The sequence below is a fragment of the Pseudidiomarina mangrovi genome (genome assembly GCF_003999375.1).
GTDB classification, from domain to species: domain Bacteria; phylum Pseudomonadota; class Gammaproteobacteria; order Enterobacterales; family Alteromonadaceae; genus Pseudidiomarina; species Pseudidiomarina mangrovi.
Genome location: NZ_RJLC01000017.1, coordinates 322,326 through 340,129, shown reverse-complemented (window position 1 = coordinate 340,129; position 17,804 = coordinate 322,326). Strand labels below are relative to the sequence as shown.

The 17,804-nt window shown below is 48.5% G+C and carries 12 protein-coding genes and 1 tRNA gene; 2 read left to right on the top strand and 11 right to left on the bottom strand.

Annotated elements, in window-relative coordinates; translation table 11 throughout:
- Window positions 1-23 precede the first annotated feature (23 nt).
- Window positions 24-536: a 3-hydroxyacyl-[acyl-carrier-protein] dehydratase FabA gene (gene fabA / locus EFO84_RS10890; protein ID WP_127348083.1), complete on the top strand. Its 513-nt coding sequence runs from the start codon at window positions 24-26 to the stop codon at window positions 534-536.
- 91 nt (window positions 537-627) lie between these two features.
- Here the strand turns inward: fabA and rmf are convergent, their stop codons facing one another.
- The 5 genes from rmf to rlmKL form a co-directional block, all read right to left on the bottom strand.
- Window positions 628-801, bottom strand: a complete 174-nt coding sequence (gene rmf / locus EFO84_RS10885) for a ribosome modulation factor (protein WP_127348082.1) — start codon at window positions 799-801, stop codon at window positions 628-630.
- Between the two features lie 193 nt (window positions 802-994).
- Window positions 995-2,770: a DUF3466 family protein gene (locus EFO84_RS10880; protein WP_127348081.1), complete on the bottom strand. Its 1,776-nt coding sequence runs from the start codon at window positions 2,768-2,770 to the stop codon at window positions 995-997.
- Window positions 2,771-2,774: 4 nt separating this feature from the next.
- Window positions 2,775-4,688 (bottom strand): ATP-binding cassette ATPase Uup, encoded by a 1,914-nt coding sequence (uup, locus tag EFO84_RS10875; protein ID WP_127348080.1) that lies wholly within the window; start codon window positions 4,686-4,688, stop codon window positions 2,775-2,777.
- Window positions 4,685-4,921 carry a glutaredoxin family protein gene (locus EFO84_RS10870; RefSeq protein ID WP_127348079.1) on the bottom strand — a complete coding sequence of 79 codons (237 nt, stop codon included), beginning with the start codon at window positions 4,919-4,921 and terminating at the stop codon, window positions 4,685-4,687. The genes uup and EFO84_RS10870 overlap by 4 nt, the downstream gene beginning before the upstream one ends.
- A complete protein-coding gene (gene rlmKL, locus EFO84_RS10865; RefSeq protein WP_127348078.1) occupies window positions 4,914-7,049 on the bottom strand; it encodes a bifunctional 23S rRNA (guanine(2069)-N(7))-methyltransferase RlmK/23S rRNA (guanine(2445)-N(2))-methyltransferase RlmL in 2,136 nt (711 codons plus the stop codon). Before rlmKL ends, EFO84_RS10870 begins: the two co-directional genes overlap by 8 nt.
- A 179-nt stretch (window positions 7,050-7,228) precedes the next feature.
- Between rlmKL and EFO84_RS10860 the strand changes: the two genes are divergently transcribed.
- Window positions 7,229-7,305, top strand: a tRNA-Met gene (locus tag EFO84_RS10860).
- A gap of 70 nt (window positions 7,306-7,375) precedes the next feature.
- On the opposite strand, the gene EFO84_RS10855 is transcribed toward EFO84_RS10860, so the two are convergent.
- The 6 genes from EFO84_RS10855 to EFO84_RS10830 all read right to left on the bottom strand — a co-directional run bounded on the left by EFO84_RS10855 (window position 7,376) and on the right by EFO84_RS10830 (window position 17,773).
- Window positions 7,376-9,421 carry a protein kinase domain-containing protein gene (locus tag EFO84_RS10855; RefSeq protein ID WP_127348077.1) on the bottom strand — a complete coding sequence of 682 codons (2,046 nt, stop codon included), beginning with the start codon at window positions 9,419-9,421 and terminating at the stop codon, window positions 7,376-7,378.
- Window positions 9,421-11,703, bottom strand: coding sequence for a bifunctional serine/threonine-protein kinase/formylglycine-generating enzyme family protein (locus tag EFO84_RS11725; protein WP_164742437.1), 2,283 nt, complete (start codon window positions 11,701-11,703; stop codon window positions 9,421-9,423). The genes EFO84_RS10855 and EFO84_RS11725 overlap by 1 nt, the downstream gene beginning before the upstream one ends.
- 65 nt (window positions 11,704-11,768) lie before the next feature.
- A complete protein-coding gene (locus EFO84_RS10845) occupies window positions 11,769-14,339 on the bottom strand; it encodes a M4 family metallopeptidase (RefSeq protein ID WP_164742436.1) in 2,571 nt (856 codons plus the stop codon).
- A gap of 8 nt (window positions 14,340-14,347) precedes the next feature.
- Complete coding sequence (locus EFO84_RS10840) at window positions 14,348-16,036, bottom strand: PP2C family protein-serine/threonine phosphatase (RefSeq protein ID WP_127348075.1); 1,689 nt, start codon at window positions 16,034-16,036, stop codon at window positions 14,348-14,350.
- A gap of 24 nt (window positions 16,037-16,060) precedes the next feature.
- Window positions 16,061-16,945, bottom strand: a complete 885-nt coding sequence (locus tag EFO84_RS10835) for a serine/threonine protein kinase (RefSeq protein WP_127348074.1) — start codon at window positions 16,943-16,945, stop codon at window positions 16,061-16,063.
- Window positions 16,946-16,963: 18 nt separating this feature from the next.
- The gene (locus EFO84_RS10830; protein ID WP_127348073.1) at window positions 16,964-17,773 is read right to left on the bottom strand and encodes a vWA domain-containing protein; all 810 of its coding nucleotides are present in this window, start codon (window positions 17,771-17,773) and stop codon (window positions 16,964-16,966) included.
- Window positions 17,774-17,804 lie beyond the last annotated feature (31 nt).

The window sequence follows — 17,804 nt, the reverse complement described above, 5'->3', positions numbered from 1 at the left end:
CGCTGTATTCAAGCAAGGTGATTATGAAACAATCGAGTTATACCCGCGAAGAACTGTTGGCCTGTGGCCGTGGCGAGATGTTTGGCCCTGGCAATAGTCAATTACCTGCCCCTAACATGTTGATGATGGATCGTATCCTTGAAATCAACGAAGACGGCGGCGCGTACGGTAAAGGCTATATCCACGCTGAGCTCGATATCCGCCCTGATTTGTGGTTTTTTGACTGCCATTTTATTGGTGATCCCGTTATGCCAGGCTGTTTAGGCCTTGATGCTATGTGGCAGCTTACCGGTTTCTTCTTAGCCTGTGCCGGTGGCCCAGGTCGTGGCCGTGCATTGGGTGTTGGTGAAGTGAAATTTACCGGTCAAATCCTCCCTACTGCCAAAAAAGTCAGTTATTTCATTGATATGAAACGCGTCATTAAGCGTTCATTGTATATGGGTATTGGTGATGGCCGGGTTGAAGTTGATGGTAAAACCATTTATACCGCCACGGACCTGAAAGTTGGTCTATTTACGGATACCAGTAGCTTCTAAGCGCTATATAGTATGCCCTAAAAAAAGCCCGCTATTAAGGCGGGCTGATAAGTTTTTCGAGAAGATATAGTGTTCGTTGATTCAATTGGGGTCAACGAAATAACCCGCCACCACGAGCTTCCATAGCATCGCGCCAACCGCCCAGCCACTGCGAGCGAATATCCTGACTTTGATACGGACAAACTTCTTTAGAACGGCCTGATACTCCGGCTTTGAACCCTTGTGCGTGAGCACGTTCGAGGCGATCGCGTTTCTGTCTTTTCATCATTCACTTCCTCGTCCAGATTTTCATATAATGCGTTCATTGCAAGAGCCAATTTTTTCATCAGCTCTATTACATAGATAGCAACTCTGGCTCGGAGTTCAACCCACAAAAAAGCGCAATCTTCAGTCACCTGTGTAAGTGAATGAAATTGCGCTTAATATTGTTGGCTTAATTATTAGAACAAGTTCGCCTGTTAAACAGACCAACGGCGTCGAATTGTAATAAGCCCACCAATCAATAACATAGCGATGCCGCCAAACAGGCTCGTTGACGCACCTTGGCGTTCGACAATTTGCTCTTCCGCATCACAATCATTGATCTGACCGCCACTGACAGGATTGAGCTTTACCGTACGGATGAAAATTTCATTGCGGGTCTCACCGTTTTCGTCGACTACGTCAACCTGTTCCAATGCGGTGGCTAAAATTTCACCCTGGCTATTGATAGCGTCGGCAGAGACGATAAATAGGCCAGAATCGCAGCCAATAGCATCGTTGAGGTTAATAAAGCCGTTGCTCGGGTTATTTAAGTCATACACAAAACCCACCCGACGTCGGGTGACCTGCAAGCTACTATCGATGTCTGCCGTACCAACCACTAACCCCGAGTCATTTAGAGCATTCGGAATAGTACTTGAGCCGGTAAAAAAGCCCGGCATTTCGGTAAAGTTTTCACTATCAACATCATAGCTAAAGCCAATATAACGCACGAATCCTTGTACCTCTTTTAGCATAAAACCGATCGCTATATTGTCGTTATTGATGTCGCGAGCGCTACCCCAAATGTAATCAGTGTCATCACTGATGGAGCGTACTTCATCACCGATAAAAACCACTGGCTTCTTAATACGCGTGGCGGGGTTACCTATAAAGTCATCTTGGCCATTATTAAAGTAAGTCCAGCTCTGCCCTACCGCGATATCATTATTATTAATGGCATAAGCGTAGCTTGAGAAGTCTTCCAAATCCTCCTCGCCAGTGCGCTCCATTAAGGTGCCCCACTGGGTTACTGAAATCACGTTACCGTTGGCATCTAACTGCCATTTAGCCGCATTCATATCGTAAATCGATTGATTGGTAGGGATTTCCAGCTGTTGTAAAAACGACACCGATAAATTAGGTGCTAAGGCATTTTGACGAACGAACCATTGATTCCAAACACATACATACAGCGGGTTAGTGCTGGTGGCCGGATCTGCTTCTTCACACTCGGTGATACGTGCTTGTGCGCCCGGTGATATAGCCACACTGACAGCACCGACAGCAACGTTGTTGTCATTGATATCAAACATCAGTGATTCACCACCAAGGTATGCGGTTTCTGGTGGTGTGTAGGTCTGATAATTATTGCCATCGAACCAAAGAGCTCGAGAGGTAAATTCACGCTGATGAAAGGTCAATGTTTGTGGAACTGGGTCAGCATCGCCCACCGGAGTTGGTGTATATGTATGCGACAATTCGGTATATGCGCTCGAGGTTAAACCGACAAACACATTATTATCATTCAATCCATGAAATTGCGTATCGATCGTACTTGAAGTAGCTCGGCTCAAGTCGGTTTGACCATCCAGCGGTGAGATAAAACGGAAATTTTGACCATCGTAACTGGTTGCTGCATTCGTCCCATATCGAGGATTGAGCAGGTTACCACTGACATTGTCTTGCAAAAAGCTGATAAGGCCGTTGTATTGTCTGTAGCTCAACTCATAGGTTTCGAGGTCAGCGTCACTCGGAATTCCGACCGCTGCCAAGGCACTACTTGACAGTTTGGTCAGGTCTATTTCGGTATCCTGAGGTAAGCGTGACAATACCGCTAACATGCCCTGATCGTTTAAATCACGTGGGACTAAATTACGATAGTTTGCGGGCGTCTCAAGCTGCTGTACGGTATACAAATCAGCTTCAGCGGCGGCGGAAAAACTACCGAGGATGGCGACACTCAAAGCAGCCAAATTAAACTTTTTCATCATGAAATTAACGACTCTCTTGTTGTAAATTTTCTAATTCTTCCCAGCGCTCAAGCACCGCTAGCAACTCATCTTCTATTTGTCCTAATCGCAATAGCACCGCAGCAGTGATTTCATGCGCTTGGTTATAGAATTGCGGATCATTAGCTTGTGTCTGTAAACTCTGCTGTTGTTGTTCTAATTGCGCAATTTGCTGCGGAATTGATTCAAGTTCACGTTGCAGTTTGTAGGATAACTTTTTTTGTCCACTGGCAGAAGGCTTATCCACATTATTCGCTGGTTTGTCTGACTGTCGCGTAGCTGATTTAGTTCCCGCTGTTTGACGTTGCTTCAGATAGTGCTCAATTTCCTCAAAACCACCGACAATCTCCGTTAATCGGCCCTGCCCTTCAAATAACAACGACGTTGTCGCGGTATTATTGACGAATTCTCGATCGTGACTCACCAAAATGACTGTACCTTGATACTCAGCAATAATTTGTTCCAGCAATTCTAAGGTATCTATATCCAGATCGTTGGTTGGTTCATCGAGAATTAACAGGTTACTAGGCTGCAGGAATAGTTTAGCTAACAGCGCGCGGTTACGTTCACCACCAGATAGGGCTTTGACTGGTGTGCGCGCTTGTTTAGGGCTAAACAGAAAGTCTTGCAGATAGCTCAGAATGTGACGGGTACGTCCATTGTAGGTGATATCCTGTTTACCATCGCCAATATTTTCCGCCACACTTAGTTCTGGATCGAGTTGTGCGCGATGTTGATCAAAATAGGCTACGGCTAAATTGGTGCCAATTTTTAGTACCCCGCTATCAACGCTCTGATCGCCCAAGATAATTCGAATCAAGGTACTTTTACCGCAGCCGTTCGCACCGACCAAGGCCAGCTTATCCCCACGCTGCAGGGTCAATGAAAAATCATCGAGAATCACTTTATCGGCAAATTTTAGATATAAATGCTCACCCTCGAACACCACTTTGCCGGAGCGTTGTGACTGTTGCACACTCAATTTGGCCGAGCCTTGTTGTTCACGGCGTTGGGCGCGCTCACGGCGTAATTGCTCCAGCGCTCTTACACGCCCCTCGTTACGGGTGCGGCGGGCTTTAACGCCCTGACGAATCCAGACTTCTTCTTGTGCCAGTTTCTTGTCAAATTCAGCGTTTTGACTGTCTTCGACTTCCAGCAATTGTTGCTTAAGTTCGAGGTATTTGTCGTAGCTGCCCGGATAGCTGGTTAAATGACCGCGGTCGAGATCAATAATGCGAGTCGCTAAGTTACGAATAAAGGCGCGGTCGTGGCTGATAAACAGCACAGCACCACGAAACTCCTTAATTAACTTCTCCAACCATTGCACCATCTCAACATCGAGGTGGTTGGTTGGCTCGTCGAGTAACAAAAGATCAGGTTCAATCACCAGTGCCCGGGCCAAGGCCACGCGCCGTAACCAACCACCAGACAACGCATCCATGGTGGCATCATGCGGGATACCGAGCTGGGTAAGCACCTGCTCGATACGAGTTGGTAATTGCCACGCATCAGCGGCTTCAAGTTGGTTTTGTAGTTGCGATAGCTGTTCTAGCACTCTGTCGTTGGCGTCGTGACTGAGTTGCTCCATCACCTGATGGTAGCGTTTCAATAACTCACCGGTGCTAGCGAACGCCTCAGCAACATAGTCATACACCGATTGTGCTGAGTTTGCCGGCGGATCTTGCGGTAAGCGTGCTATGCGCGTAGAGCCGACCAGTTGCACCTCACCAGCATCAAGCAAGGTGGAGCCATCAAGCACTTTCATCAAGGTTGATTTACCAGCTCCATTACGGCCGACCAAACACAGTCGTTCCTGTGCTTCTATTACTAAATCAACACCATCTAAAACGGCATGGTCGCCAAATGCGAGTTGGGCATTCTGCAGGCGTACAATACTCATGGCTGTAAAAACTCCATTAATTTATCACCAAATGGCCAGCGTAATTCGGCATCATCAGTGGCGCGGATTAGCACTGGAACCAACCAGCGATATTCTTGGAATAACTGCTCATCGCTAGCAATATCAACCTGATGCAGGGTAATAGCATGTTGCAGCGGTAATTGTTGTAGGTGGGCCAAGGCCTCATCGCATAACGGGCACTGGCTTTTACTCAATAGATAATACTCAGTCAAGGTGAGTCACCTTAAACAAGTGGTGAATACGCTTATTGCGAGCAAAGTCAGGCGATAATGAGCGTTGTGTCCAATTTTCGGCGCGTAAGAAAATCTCAGCGAGCCCCTCGTCATCCAGTTTGAACTTGCGATTATTATTGGAGAACAAAATTACCCCATCTTGGGTCAACAAGCGTGCCGCTAGCTTGAGCAATAGCACGTGGTCACGTTGCACATCGAGTACATCGTCCATGCGTTTTGAATTTGAGAATGTCGGTGGATCAAGAAAGATCACATCAAAGCGTTGTTGTGGGCGTTGTTCCCGCAGCCATTGCAAGCAATCGGCCTGGATAAAGCTGTGTTTACGCGGGTTTATGCCATTTAAACGAAAGTTTTCTTCACCCCAAGCTAGATAAGTCTTCGACAAATCAACGGACACCACTTCGCGAGCACCGCCAAGCGCTGCATGGACCGATGCGGTGCAGGTATAAGCGAACAGGTTCAAGACTGTTTTATCATGGCTTAATTTACCTAACTCACGACGCGCCCAACGATGATCCAAAAATAACCCAGTATCTAAATAATCGCTGAGATTAACCTGAAATTGTGCGCCGTATTCGTGCACTAACGTGGTGAGTCCACGTGGCTGTTGCTTTTGATACTGTGACTTACCAGCCTGGCGCTGACGTATTTTTAGAGTGATATGATCAGCGGCAAACGGCAGCTCTTGTGCCACTGTATCGATCAAGAACCACAACCGTTCCTTCGCCACAGCCTCCGGAATATCTTTCGGCGCTGCGTATTCTTGAATCACCACATAGTCGTTATAAATATCAATTGCAGCATTGTATTCAGGTATGTCGGCATCATAGACACGCCAACCGTTTAGCCCCTCTTTTGCCGCCCACTTTTCTAGTTGTTTATAATTCTTTTTCAATCGGTTAGCTAAATCAGTTGATTGCGCCTGGGTAAATTCAATTTGCTCTTCGGTTAAGTCGTAAAGGGCTAGCAATACGTCTAATGCGCCGTTGTAGAGCTTGTATTTTTTATGGCTACGCAGCTTCATTCGCTTTAACAGGCTCTCATCGCCAGCTAATACGGCCAATTGCCAGCCGTGAAAGTGTTGCCGCATATGGGCACCAAAGCGCCGATACAGCAACAGCGTCTCGACCTCTTCTCCGAGTCGTTCACCATATGGCGGATTGGTCACTAGTAAGCGCTGAGATTGCTGATTCACTGTGCTGAGCTCAGGGAGTACTTGTTCTGCAAATCCCTGCTGCCAACGCATGCAATCGGCAAAGCCAAGACGTTCGGCATTTTGCTGAGCAATGGCAAGCATGCGCGGATCGCTATCAACACCAATGAATTCTGCACTGCTGGCTTGGAAGGCGGCGTTAAAACGTTGCTCTGCCTCAGTCAATAATTGCTGCCACTGCGCTTCATCGTGACCCAACCACTGTTCAAAGCCCCAACCACGGCGGCTCAGGCCCGGAGCACGATCAAAACAGATCATAGCTGACTCTAACAGCAGCGTTCCAGAGCCACAAAATGGGTCATAAATCACGCCTGTTTGGCTGTTTACCCCAGCCCGCAAAGCTACCGCAGCCGCTAAGGTCTCACGCAACGGTGCAGCGCCCTGCTGCTGTCGATAGCCACGCCGATGCAGGCTATCGCCAGAAAGGTCTAAGTACCAGGTCAGTTTATCTTTGTGTAAATGCGCATTGATGCGAATATCGGGCAGTTCTTTGGCCACCGATGGGCGGTCTAAACCGAGTTCACGAAAACGATCAACAATGCCATCTTTGACCAGTTGTGCACCAAACTGAGTGTGGCGAATTGCTTTGTTGTCACCAGCGAAATCAATAATGAACGTTTGTGCTGGGCTAAAGATAGTTTCCCATGGGGTGTTGGCTACAGCTACCGGTACGGCTTCTGCACGCAATGCATCACAGTCACCTAATTTCATCAGCACTCGACTGGCGATGCGGCTCCATAGGCAACTTCGATAGGCCACAGCCAAATCGCCTTCAAACCAACAGCCAGCAATTGTTTGTCGAACATTGCTAGCCTTCAGTTGGTGTAACTCATCAAACAGTAAGTTTTCGAGACCCTTGGCACAAGTAGCAAAGAGTTGTAACGATTCAGCCATGCGAGAAAATTATCCAGTCACTAAAAGTGGCTCTATTATAGCGGGTTCAGACCATGCTGTATTGCGGCAATTGGTGGTTATCTGAGCGGTTGAATCAAATCTGCTGTATTTATGAGCGTTCGCGCCAATGCTCGCTTGCGTTTCAGGATAAAGGTGTTTAGTATGCGCTCTCACTCGGACGCGGGGTGGAGCAGTCTGGTAGCTCGTCGGGCTCATAACCCGAAGGTCGTAGGTTCAAATCCTGCCCCCGCAACCATTTTCCGAGGACATGTTGTACCCCTTCTGCACCCCTTCTGTACGCCCTAAACCACTAACAGCAAGCTAATTTACCGCACAAAAGTATTTTTGACGCGCTTTGAGAACAATAAATAAGCGAGTATGACCCATTCAGTGGCAATCACGCTGGTCATGTTATCGGTTTGACTTAATGGATAAAATTGCTGTAACAGCAATTCAGACGGCCACAGGTCGATGGCATAGATAGTGGCAACAATAACTCCGTACGCAGCAACAAAATAACGACTGCAACGCCACAGCAGCACCAATAAAACCAGCACAGCAACCACATAAGCCGCCAGAATTGCCAGCGAAGTACTAAAGAGCTGCGGCCAACTCTGCGCTGACTCGACAAAATTCACCAACTCAAACTCTTGATAAAGTTTTGTCAGCCGTGCTGACGAAACTAACAGTTTTATCAGCAAACTAGCCAACACCATCCATAACCAGCCACCTATCCTAGTCGGTTGGTTGTCGATGCTGTGTGCAGCAGCGGCAGCTTGCATTGGCTCAGCGGCCCGTGATTGTGGCTGCTGCGGTTGATTATCGAGACGTTGTATATCGAGATACAAATCGTTGCCTTTGGCATACAACGACAGCTCTATTTGTGGAACGCCAGCTGCAGCAGGCTTAGCGATACCTATTTTAACCCGACTCACCGAGCGAGCTGTTTGATAGCTGTTGTCACTCGCACGCATCAAGTGAATATCAACTTCACGTTGATTATCTTCAGCGGTGGAAAACACTTGGGTATAGGCTTGGGTTAAGCGCTCGCCTGGGTTTACTAGTGGGGTAAATACTGGGCCCGCGGTTTCAATACCAATAAATTCTGATAGTTCTTGCCCAGAAAGTGCCGGACTATTGCGCTCGATGCACAGGGTGATTCGGCTTTGATCGAGGATAATATGCTGACTTGCGGGTGCTGTTGCACTCGCCTGCTTACCAAACACATCATTGAAAAAATCATTCATATCCGGCTCAGGGCGTGCTTGTTTACCTTGGCCTGACTGCAGTTGCCAGCCTTTTTGTATGCACTGCTGTACGATGTATTGCTGCGCTTCAATAGCATCAATCTGTAGCGCTTTCGCCTTGTTCAACAGCATCTGCATTTCGCCGTCAGTGATCACTTGATCGACGCCAGCGAGATTAAGTAGTTCGTCGAGCTGAGATAGCTGCACCACAGCGGGTGCATGCTGTGCTTCAATTTGCAAGCCCTGCCGGACCTCAGCCATAGATGCTGGACGCTGATCAGGACGAAATGCCAAACAGCAATCGATGAGACTCAGTAAGCCTTGGGAGTAATGCTCACCAGCTATGGTTTTAGCGCTTTGCAGAGGATCAGCGTTGCCATTGATAAGGGCCATGGCACGAGCTTCTGCACGCGGACCTACTTTACCCGTTACAATGCGATACATTAAGCCACCAAAGGCATGAATATCGACACTCGGTCGCGCTTCGCCACTGCCTTCAATTTGTTCTAATGGCGCATAGAATTCAGTGTACGGTGCCTGTGATTGCGAGGCCGCAGCAAAATTTTGCTTGGCAGCGCCAAAATCGATAATCACTGGGCTGCCGTCACGCCGTCGAATAAAGACATTGGCCGGCTTGATATCACGGTGTAAAACACCCTGTTCATGAATGTATTCAAGACCATCACAGAGCGGTAGTAAGAAGTGTAAGAGCTGTTGTTCAGAATAACGTAAGCCCTGTTGCTCTAGGCTTTTGACTAATTCATCGAGCGGTAAGCCGTCTTCAAAATCCATCACTAAATAGGCGGTACCATTAGCATTGAATAGGTCACGGCAGCGCACTACGTTAGGATGCCTAAGCCGGACCAGAGTGCGACCTTCAGCTAAAAATCGCTGCAAGCAATCATCGTAAAGGGCTTGTTTTGACTGCCCGTGCGGCACCACCGATACGCCGTGGCGACCGGCTAATTCAACCGGTAAAAATTCCTTAATGACTACAGTTTCATGCAATAAGGCATGATGTGCTTTGTAGACTACACCGAAACCACCCTGCCCGAGCACCGACTCAATCACATAGTGATTGAGCTCGGTGCCTGGTGTCAGTGCGAAGGCGTGATCCGTAGTCATTAGTTATCAAGAGCTAAGCGGAAGCCAGCATGTACGCCACGAAAGGCATTGCCCGGATCGCCGCGATAGGTTACCCGCAAGAAGCTTGGCGAGGTGTTAAAGTTACCACCGCGCTCAACCACCTTAGTGCAATCGCCATTTTTGTTGGCGCTACCGTTGCTTGGGATATTGGATAGGTTAGCATTCCAGCAATCGGCGGTGAATTCTTTGACATTACCAATGATGTCATGCACACCGAAGGCATTGGCAATGTATGAGCCAACTGGGGCTGTAAATGCGTAACCGTCAGTACAACTGAGTTTACTATTCCAGAAGGTTCCATCTGGCAGGGCTGTGCTATCGTTCACGTTGCCGTACATGCACAATGACTCTTGGTTGTTTGTCACACCATAAGTATTACGTGAGCCAGCTCGCGCAACGTATTCCCACTCTGCTTCAGATGGTAAGCGGAATTTCATGCCAGTTTCTTTATTCAACCAATCAATAAATTCCAGCGCATCGAGTTGGCTAACACACACTACCGGATGGTTATCACCCTGGCCAGAACCCATCAAAGAGGCATTGCGCCAAGTTATATCGTTGGTGTAAGCCCAAAATGGATCACGGCCAGCAACCCCGGCATAACAGGTAGCACTGCCAGTTTCACGCTCAGCTCGGGTGACATAATTGGTTGCCCGCACAAAAGCGGCAAATTGCGCTCTAGTGACCTCATATTTACCGATTTGGAAGGCCCTAATCGAGATTTGTTTGGTCGGTAATTCTTTACTATCGCAGCTCGAGCCAGCATCACAACCGATGCTGAAACTACCACCACGAATGCTGACCATCTCACCGGCTAACTCACGCGCGCGAGCCGCCTTACGACGTTGCTCTTCGGCTTTACGTTGCTGTTCAGCAATACGCTCACGTTCACGTTGTTCAGCCAGCAGACGATCACGTTCAGCTTTGTCGCGTTGCTCCTGCTCCGCAAGTTTGCGTTGTAGTTCGGCTTCTAATTCGAGAGCTTTTTTACGTGATTTCGCCGCTTCTAGGTAGATACCCTCTGGGTAATTGGCAATATACTGTTCAAAATCTTCAATGGTGTTGCCGCTACTGGCCTCGCCCCAAGCTGCTTCATCTTGTTTACGCTGTTGCTCGGCAATGCGCTGCTGCTCAATGTCAATTGCGCGCTGTTGCTGAAATTCGCTAATCGCCCACGCTCCGCCACCACCAAGTACCGCTACAGCCACGATTATGGCAACCCATTTGGTTGGGAAAATCAGAGCTGGTTTACTGTCATCAACAGCTTTTGCTGGTTTTTTCGGTTTCTCGGCCTTAGCTGGCTTTTCGGCTGCGGGCATTTTGGTATATTTTGCGCTATCACCAGACAACGATTTGCCAGCAATTTGCTCCAATGCAGTGACAATTTCGTGCATGCTCTGTGGCCGGTCGCCAGCACGAAACGCCAAACAACTATCAATCAATTGACAAAAAGCATCCGTAAGCTTGGTTTTAGTGACCTCAGCAACTGGGCTTAGTGGATCTTTTGATCCATACAACAGCGCCATTGCCCGAGCTTCGGCCTTAGGCCCAACCGCGCCACTCACCAGCCGATACACTAACGCCCCAAAGGCATGAATATCGATGGTTGGTTTGGCTTCGCCACCGCCTTCAATTTGTTCCAGCGGCGCATAAAATTCAGTAAAAGGTGCTTGTGATTGCGAGGCAATAGCAAAATTCTGCTTGGCCGCACCAAAATCGATAATAACCGGTGAGCCATCGTGGCGACGAATAAATACATTGCCGGGCTTAATGTCACGATGCAGCACGCCCTGATCATGGATATAGGCCAAACCTTGCGCCAATGGAATCAAGAAATGCAGTAACTGAACTTGGGTATAGCTATCGTTTTGTTGCTCAAGGGCACGGATCAGCTGGTCGAGTGACAAACCATCTTCAAAATCCATCACCAAATACGCGGTTCCGTTCGCAGTAAATAAGTCACGGCAGCGCACCACATTAGGGTGGCGTAGTTTAACCAGCGTACGCCCCTCCTCCATAAACCGGCGCAAACAGTCGCTGTATAAATCCTGCTTTGAATTTGAGTGCGGCGAAACGGTGTTACCGTGACGCCCCGCTAATTCAACCGGCAAAAATTCTTTAATAACGACCTGTTCATCGAGATGTGTATGGTGAGCCTTATAAACGACCCCAAAACCGCCTTGGCCGAGCACATCGGCAATACGGTAGTGGTTGATCTCAGTGCCCACTGGCAGCGCAATACCTTGATTACTTGTTGTCATTACCAACCTTCATCGCAAAGTTATGATTAAACATGCGTATTAACATGATGTTTAAATTGTAATGGCTAAAGCACAATCGTGCCATCATTGTTGCCGTTTATTTCTATACTGCAATCTGACAAATATAGCTTACTAACACCCTGTAAACGAATACGCTCGCCACTATTGAGTGGTACTTTTTGATTGTTTTGTTTCACCGCAGAGCCGTAGCTTGAGTTCAAATCTTCATACCACCACTGCCTGTCACGATACAAAATTCGCCCATGACGCGACGATACCGTTGGATTATCGATGACAATATCGTTATCACTGCCGCGACCAAGGCTATAGCCAGCTGCTGCGCCTTGGCTTTCAGTCAATGTATAAGCTTTGCCCTTAATCACTAGTCGTAGCCCCTCACCAGAGCTTGCTTTTGCGCTGCTAACGGGCCGCTGGTCATCGCTACTTAAACTGATGCTAACGTCAGCCAAACGCAGTTGCGCCGGCAAATGAAACGCGTAACGCTGGTGCGTGCTAATGCGCTCACCATTAAGCCATGTACCATAACTGGAACCAAGGTCTTCCACTCGCAATTGCCGCTCACGCTGGGTCAGCTTTAAATGAAAGCTCGATACCGACGCATTACTGATGACTATATCAGCGCTGCTCGAACGCCCCACAGTAATTCCATCGAGCAATTGGTTATCAGTTAACGGATAGCGCTCGCCTTGGTGATGCAGAAATGCAATCACCCGCCCTGGTCCGCGCTGTTTAGCCATAGGAGCATCGCCACCGGCGGGAGCTGGTTGATAGGGTTGGTAATCGCCATAACGTTGCACAGCTCCGGGTTTAGCGCGGCGTAATACCAGCCATAATCCCATGGTCATGATCAGCAATACTGCTAAAATACCAATGTGTTTACTGGTTAATTGCCATGGTTGGTGTTGCTGTGGTGGCAGGGTTTCATCAGCTGGCGGCGTGTTAGGCAATTCAACTTTGGGTTGCTGTTTCGGTTGCTGTGGTTTTTCTACTTCAGTGTCAGGTTTCGGTAATGGGTCAACCTTGGGCGGTTCAATTTTTTCCACCCACTCGCCTTTAATACCCACTGCATCAAAGGCCTTGTGAACGGCGGTGCGTTCCATGCCGTATTCACCGAATAAAATTTCTGCGGCATCGGCAAAGGCATAACGCGCATCACGGAAATCTGATACTTGGGTAAGCAATCGCGTGGCGGCAAAGTGCCAAAGTTGTAACGCTTTATCCATACCAATTTTGGGCACCTCGACACCACCTAAGCGGCGATGCTGTCCGCCCTCAGCGAGCAGATAAAAGGCATGATTAATAATTGACGAGTTGTAATGCACGCCACCATGATCGGCACGGCCGACATAGCGCTCAGAGTAATGATCTGGCATCAAACCAATGACTGCGGGTACCTGCGTAACGCGGCGAGGATAGGCAAAATCGCGCAGCAAATCAGTGGTGCCAATCCATAGTTGCCAATCTCGCTGACTGGGCGCGGCAGAACGGCCATTGGCCCATGCTGCATAGGACACGCCAACGGCGTCACTAAAGGCTTCATTGAGAGCGCCAGACTCGCCTAAATACTCTAATCCAGAGCCGTAAAAAACTATACCATGAGCCAGCTCATGCAAGATCACCTCTGGATTGTTTAGAAATGGTGCATGGATCTGGGTAATTGCCAGCTGATCATTGACCGCCATAAAGTTAGCGTTGGTTCCGTAGTTATTGCCGCAGTTTAAGGCGTTGTCGCCAAAACGAGTACCCACAAAAGCATATAATTCAACGTTATTAGCAGCATCTAACCCCGGTTGCTTGAGAATTAATTGCAGAAATTCAGTACCTTTATCTAATAAATTCCCTAACCGACGACTCATTGTGGTCGTCGCGCTTGCTGCAGAGTTCGGAAAACCATAGCTCATTTCATAGTTTTCAGTCAGGACAAATAGATCATTGGCAGTAATATCAAAATTAATACCCATCACTTGGCACATTTGGTCTACATCAACCAGTTTGTAGTCGATGGAATATTCACGCGGCAAGGCTTCTAAAATACGGCCATCATGGCTTAATAACAGTTCATAGTTATAGGCTTTGCCGTGGCGCTCAAGCCCATACGATACATTCCATGCTGGGCTTAGCTGTTGCCCATCACGAGCATAGATAGGTTTAATGTACGTACGATCACTGATACTAATGTCATGCGCTGACAATAATTGCTTAACCACCTGCATCGGTTCACGCACTTGGGGAAATTCAGTCGCTGATAAATCGGTAGTCACCCGACTTAGTGAATATGGCTGGCCATCACGAATCAGCAATGTGCTGCGGTGCGCGAATATCTCGATACCATTTATCTGTTGTTGTAAGCGGGCAATTTGATAGCGTGAGTTCACCGCTGTTAATTGCACATTAAGGCTACTTTGTGCCGATAAGCCAAGCAGTTCAGCGTGCTGGCTCGCCCACTCCTCAATACTTGTGCTGGTTTGCAATGGCTGCTGCGCCACGGGCAATTGCTGCAGGCGTTCAACTAGCGGGAGCGCACTATCGCTATCCACCTGATCGGACGACTGGGCGTGCGTTGGGGTCGTTGTGATAGCAATACTCAGCGCTATCACTATATTACGCAGCAGCATATGCATACTCACTGACCTGATACTTGCAGCGGTAATATTCGCAATGCATCACAGCTGTCATCGCGCAAATGTAAATCGACTAGGCTTGGTGATTGTGATTGCACTACTCGAATCGACCAGAAATAAATTGAGTCTCCCGCATCAATATATAGTGTCGGTTGACTATCACGCATAATCGTGACGGTTTCACCACTGGCTTGTTGCTGTTGCTGATAACGCTCGAAACAGGCATCGAATGAGTTACTTGGTTGACTGGGCATATCGTCTAGATAAGCCAGCCGACCACTGACCAGTTGCATGCCTGTTGCGGTTTTTAAGTAGCGAACGACGGCACCGAATACTGGCGTGTTGTGCACCATTAATTGTACTGTAACAATATGTGCGAGCTCATCTTTACTCTCGTTGGTTTGCTCTAATTCACTTTGTTCGGTGATTACCCCGCCGTCACGTAAATGGTCTTCGAGTACATCGATATCTGGGCGACTACCATCGCTTGGGATAGTATCCCGCGGAGCCTCATTCAAGCGGCGACCTAATTGCTCGGTGGGATTATCGCCGCTACCACCTTCTTGTTCGCTACTGGAGTCTGAGCTTGCAACGGGCGGTGCATTCTCGTCTACAGGCTGCTCCTGCTCAGTAGGTTCTGCTGGCGGCGGCTCACTTTTTGGTTGTTCTTGCGGTTGCTCGGGTTGTTGTGGTTGCGTTGGCTGATCTTTGGGTTCAGGCGGATCGTTATCTGGCTCCTCAATCGGCTGTTGCTGCTGAGGTTCAACGACTGGTGGCGAACCGTTCTGGTCGAGCTGTTGCGGCCAAAACAACAAGGCAGCGATAGCAATGGCAGCAGCCACAATAATCATCACAGCCCAACGTTTATTGCCGCTGCTTGTGTCATTGGACGGCTTGACCACAGCTGCACTTGATTGATGACTAGTGCCGTTCGTAGTTTCCGTTTGCTGCGCGGCAAAGCCGCTACCACAATGAATAAATACCGCGCTGGTATTGTCATGGCGTGGATGCTGTTGCAACATTTGTTCAAGCCGATTGGCGATGACAAACTGCCGATTTTCATTGCCAGCGAGTGGCGCCATTTCAGTTTGTGGAAATAATTCCCAAAAACCATCGCTACAGAGCACAAAATAATCGCCGACAGCCACCTGCCACTCACTGTATTCAGCATGCACATCGCTGTGACCGGTCATACAATTCAAGAGCTGGCTTTGCCCCGGATGAGTGGCAATTTGTTCTTCAGTAATTTCACCAAGCTTAAACTTAGCATACGCCAAGGAATGATCTTGGGTGACCTTAACAACCTTATTATCGCGACATTGATAGATTCGCGAATCTCCAGCATGAACCGACATCACCTCGCCGCCACGAGCTGCCAAGGCAACCAGTGTCGCAGCGGTGTTGGTACCAGCGGCGTTGGCTGCGGCAATTGCTGCATTACCCTGCTCAAATAGTGCCTGCAGCAATTGTTGCAGCGATGCAAACTCACTACGTTGCTGCCAGACCTGAGCCGCCACGGTAGTTAAACATTCAGCGGCAACTTCACCTTTAGCCGTCCCACCAACGCCATCACTCACTAGCGCAATAAAGTCGCCTGAGTCAGTGTCTTGCAGCACGATCAGTCGATCTTGATTATAATCTCGCCCGCCTTGCTCGGATAATTCTAAAACGACTGTGGTCGTGGTGGTCATGTGCGACTCCTGCACCAAACTAGGTTAATGGGTTAATGCTCGTTGTAACTGTTCAATAGTCTGCAACCGCTGTTGCGGATGCAGCTGCGTAGCGTGCAGTAATGCTTGCGCTAACTGGGCGCCCTCCCGAGCAGCGATTTCATCGATAATGGTCACAATTGGGTCAGTCACTCCCGCTGCTACCTGCTGCTGCCGCTCATAGGCCGATAAAGGCCGTTGCCCTGTCAGCAGTTCAGTGAGCATAACGCCAATGGCATGAACATCCGTCCATGGCCCGATTGGGTGAATATCGTAATCTTGCTCTAACGCAGCGTAAACTGGCGTATTCTGTGCATAAGCACTGCTAAAGCCTTTACCAACTTTTACCGCACCGAAGTCAATCAATAATGGGTGAATACGCTGCCCAGCCCGCAAAAATATGTTACCTGGCTTAATATCACGATGAATCAGTTCACGTTCATGCATGTACTGTAACCCGCTGAGCACCCCTGGCATGATCGGTTGTAATTGTCGCCATGCCAGCGCACGTTGCTGTTGTTGAACCTGTTCAGCGTAACTTTCCCACAAGGTATTACCGCTTTCCTTATGCATCACCATGTACGCCGTGCCACCATCGTAAAAACAGTCATACACATAGACAATATTCGGATGATTCAAGGTTAGCAGAGTTTCGCATTCCTGCTTGAATCGCAGCAGCGATTGTTCAAATATGGTTTCAACATTAGCTTGCAACGGTACTACCTTACCCTGAACCCGATGTGCCAGCGTGCGCGGCAAGTACTCTTTAATCACAACTTGGTAATCTAGGCTTTTGTGTCGGACTAAATAAACAACACCGAACGCCCCGCTCCCCAGCACTTTAATAATTTCGTAACGATGTATGCTGCTACCTGGCTGTAATTCGCTCATAAGCGTCTATGTCATCGACTACGGCGGCAATAAGGCAAGCAACAGGGCTGCCGTTAGCGAGCCATTTTGATCGCCCATAAAGGTGCCACCGCCAATACGTGTTAATTGCTCATAATAATTGCGTTGATTAGCATCAGAACCTGAGTAGCGTACCGACACCGAGCGGTTGCCAATGGACACAAATTGCCGTGTGGCATCGTTCAAGCGGGGCTCATGACCCACATGGGGTTTATCATCGGTCAGCAGAACTATCACCGTTTTACTCGCTTCGGGCCGAAATGCGCTTCGATAGGCTTCGTTCATACCGGGAAACACCGACTCGCCTTCACGGGTATTGCTGCCACGCCCCATACCAATATCGACATAAATTGAATTAATGTAACTCTCAATTTGAGCCAAATTACTCACCAAGGTCAGCGGATAATGGGTTACCGGCTGATCAAAGTCATCGTCGCCAAACACTACAATACGCAAAGCGGCTTGCTCTGAGAGTCGATCCAATAAGGCGCCAATGTCGCGAATTTCCGCTTTCAAACTGGCTATTTCGTCACCCATACTGCCCGATATATCCAGAACCACTACGATGTCGAGCTTCTCGAGCTTTTTAAAACCCGGTGGTGTCGGCGGTGGACAAACCTCGCACGGTACGGGCTTCGGACAAACAATAGGTTTAGGGCATTCCAGCGGCGCTTCAGTTGGGATTTTCGAGACATTTCCAAAGAACGGCAAGGCGATAACCGCGAGCAAAATAAATGCCCCCATGCCTGAGGCAAATAGATCCAGCGCCGACATACTAAAAATATTGATATCCCTATTTTTAATTTTCATCAGCGCTGGTCCTCACGGTTGTGTCAGTGGT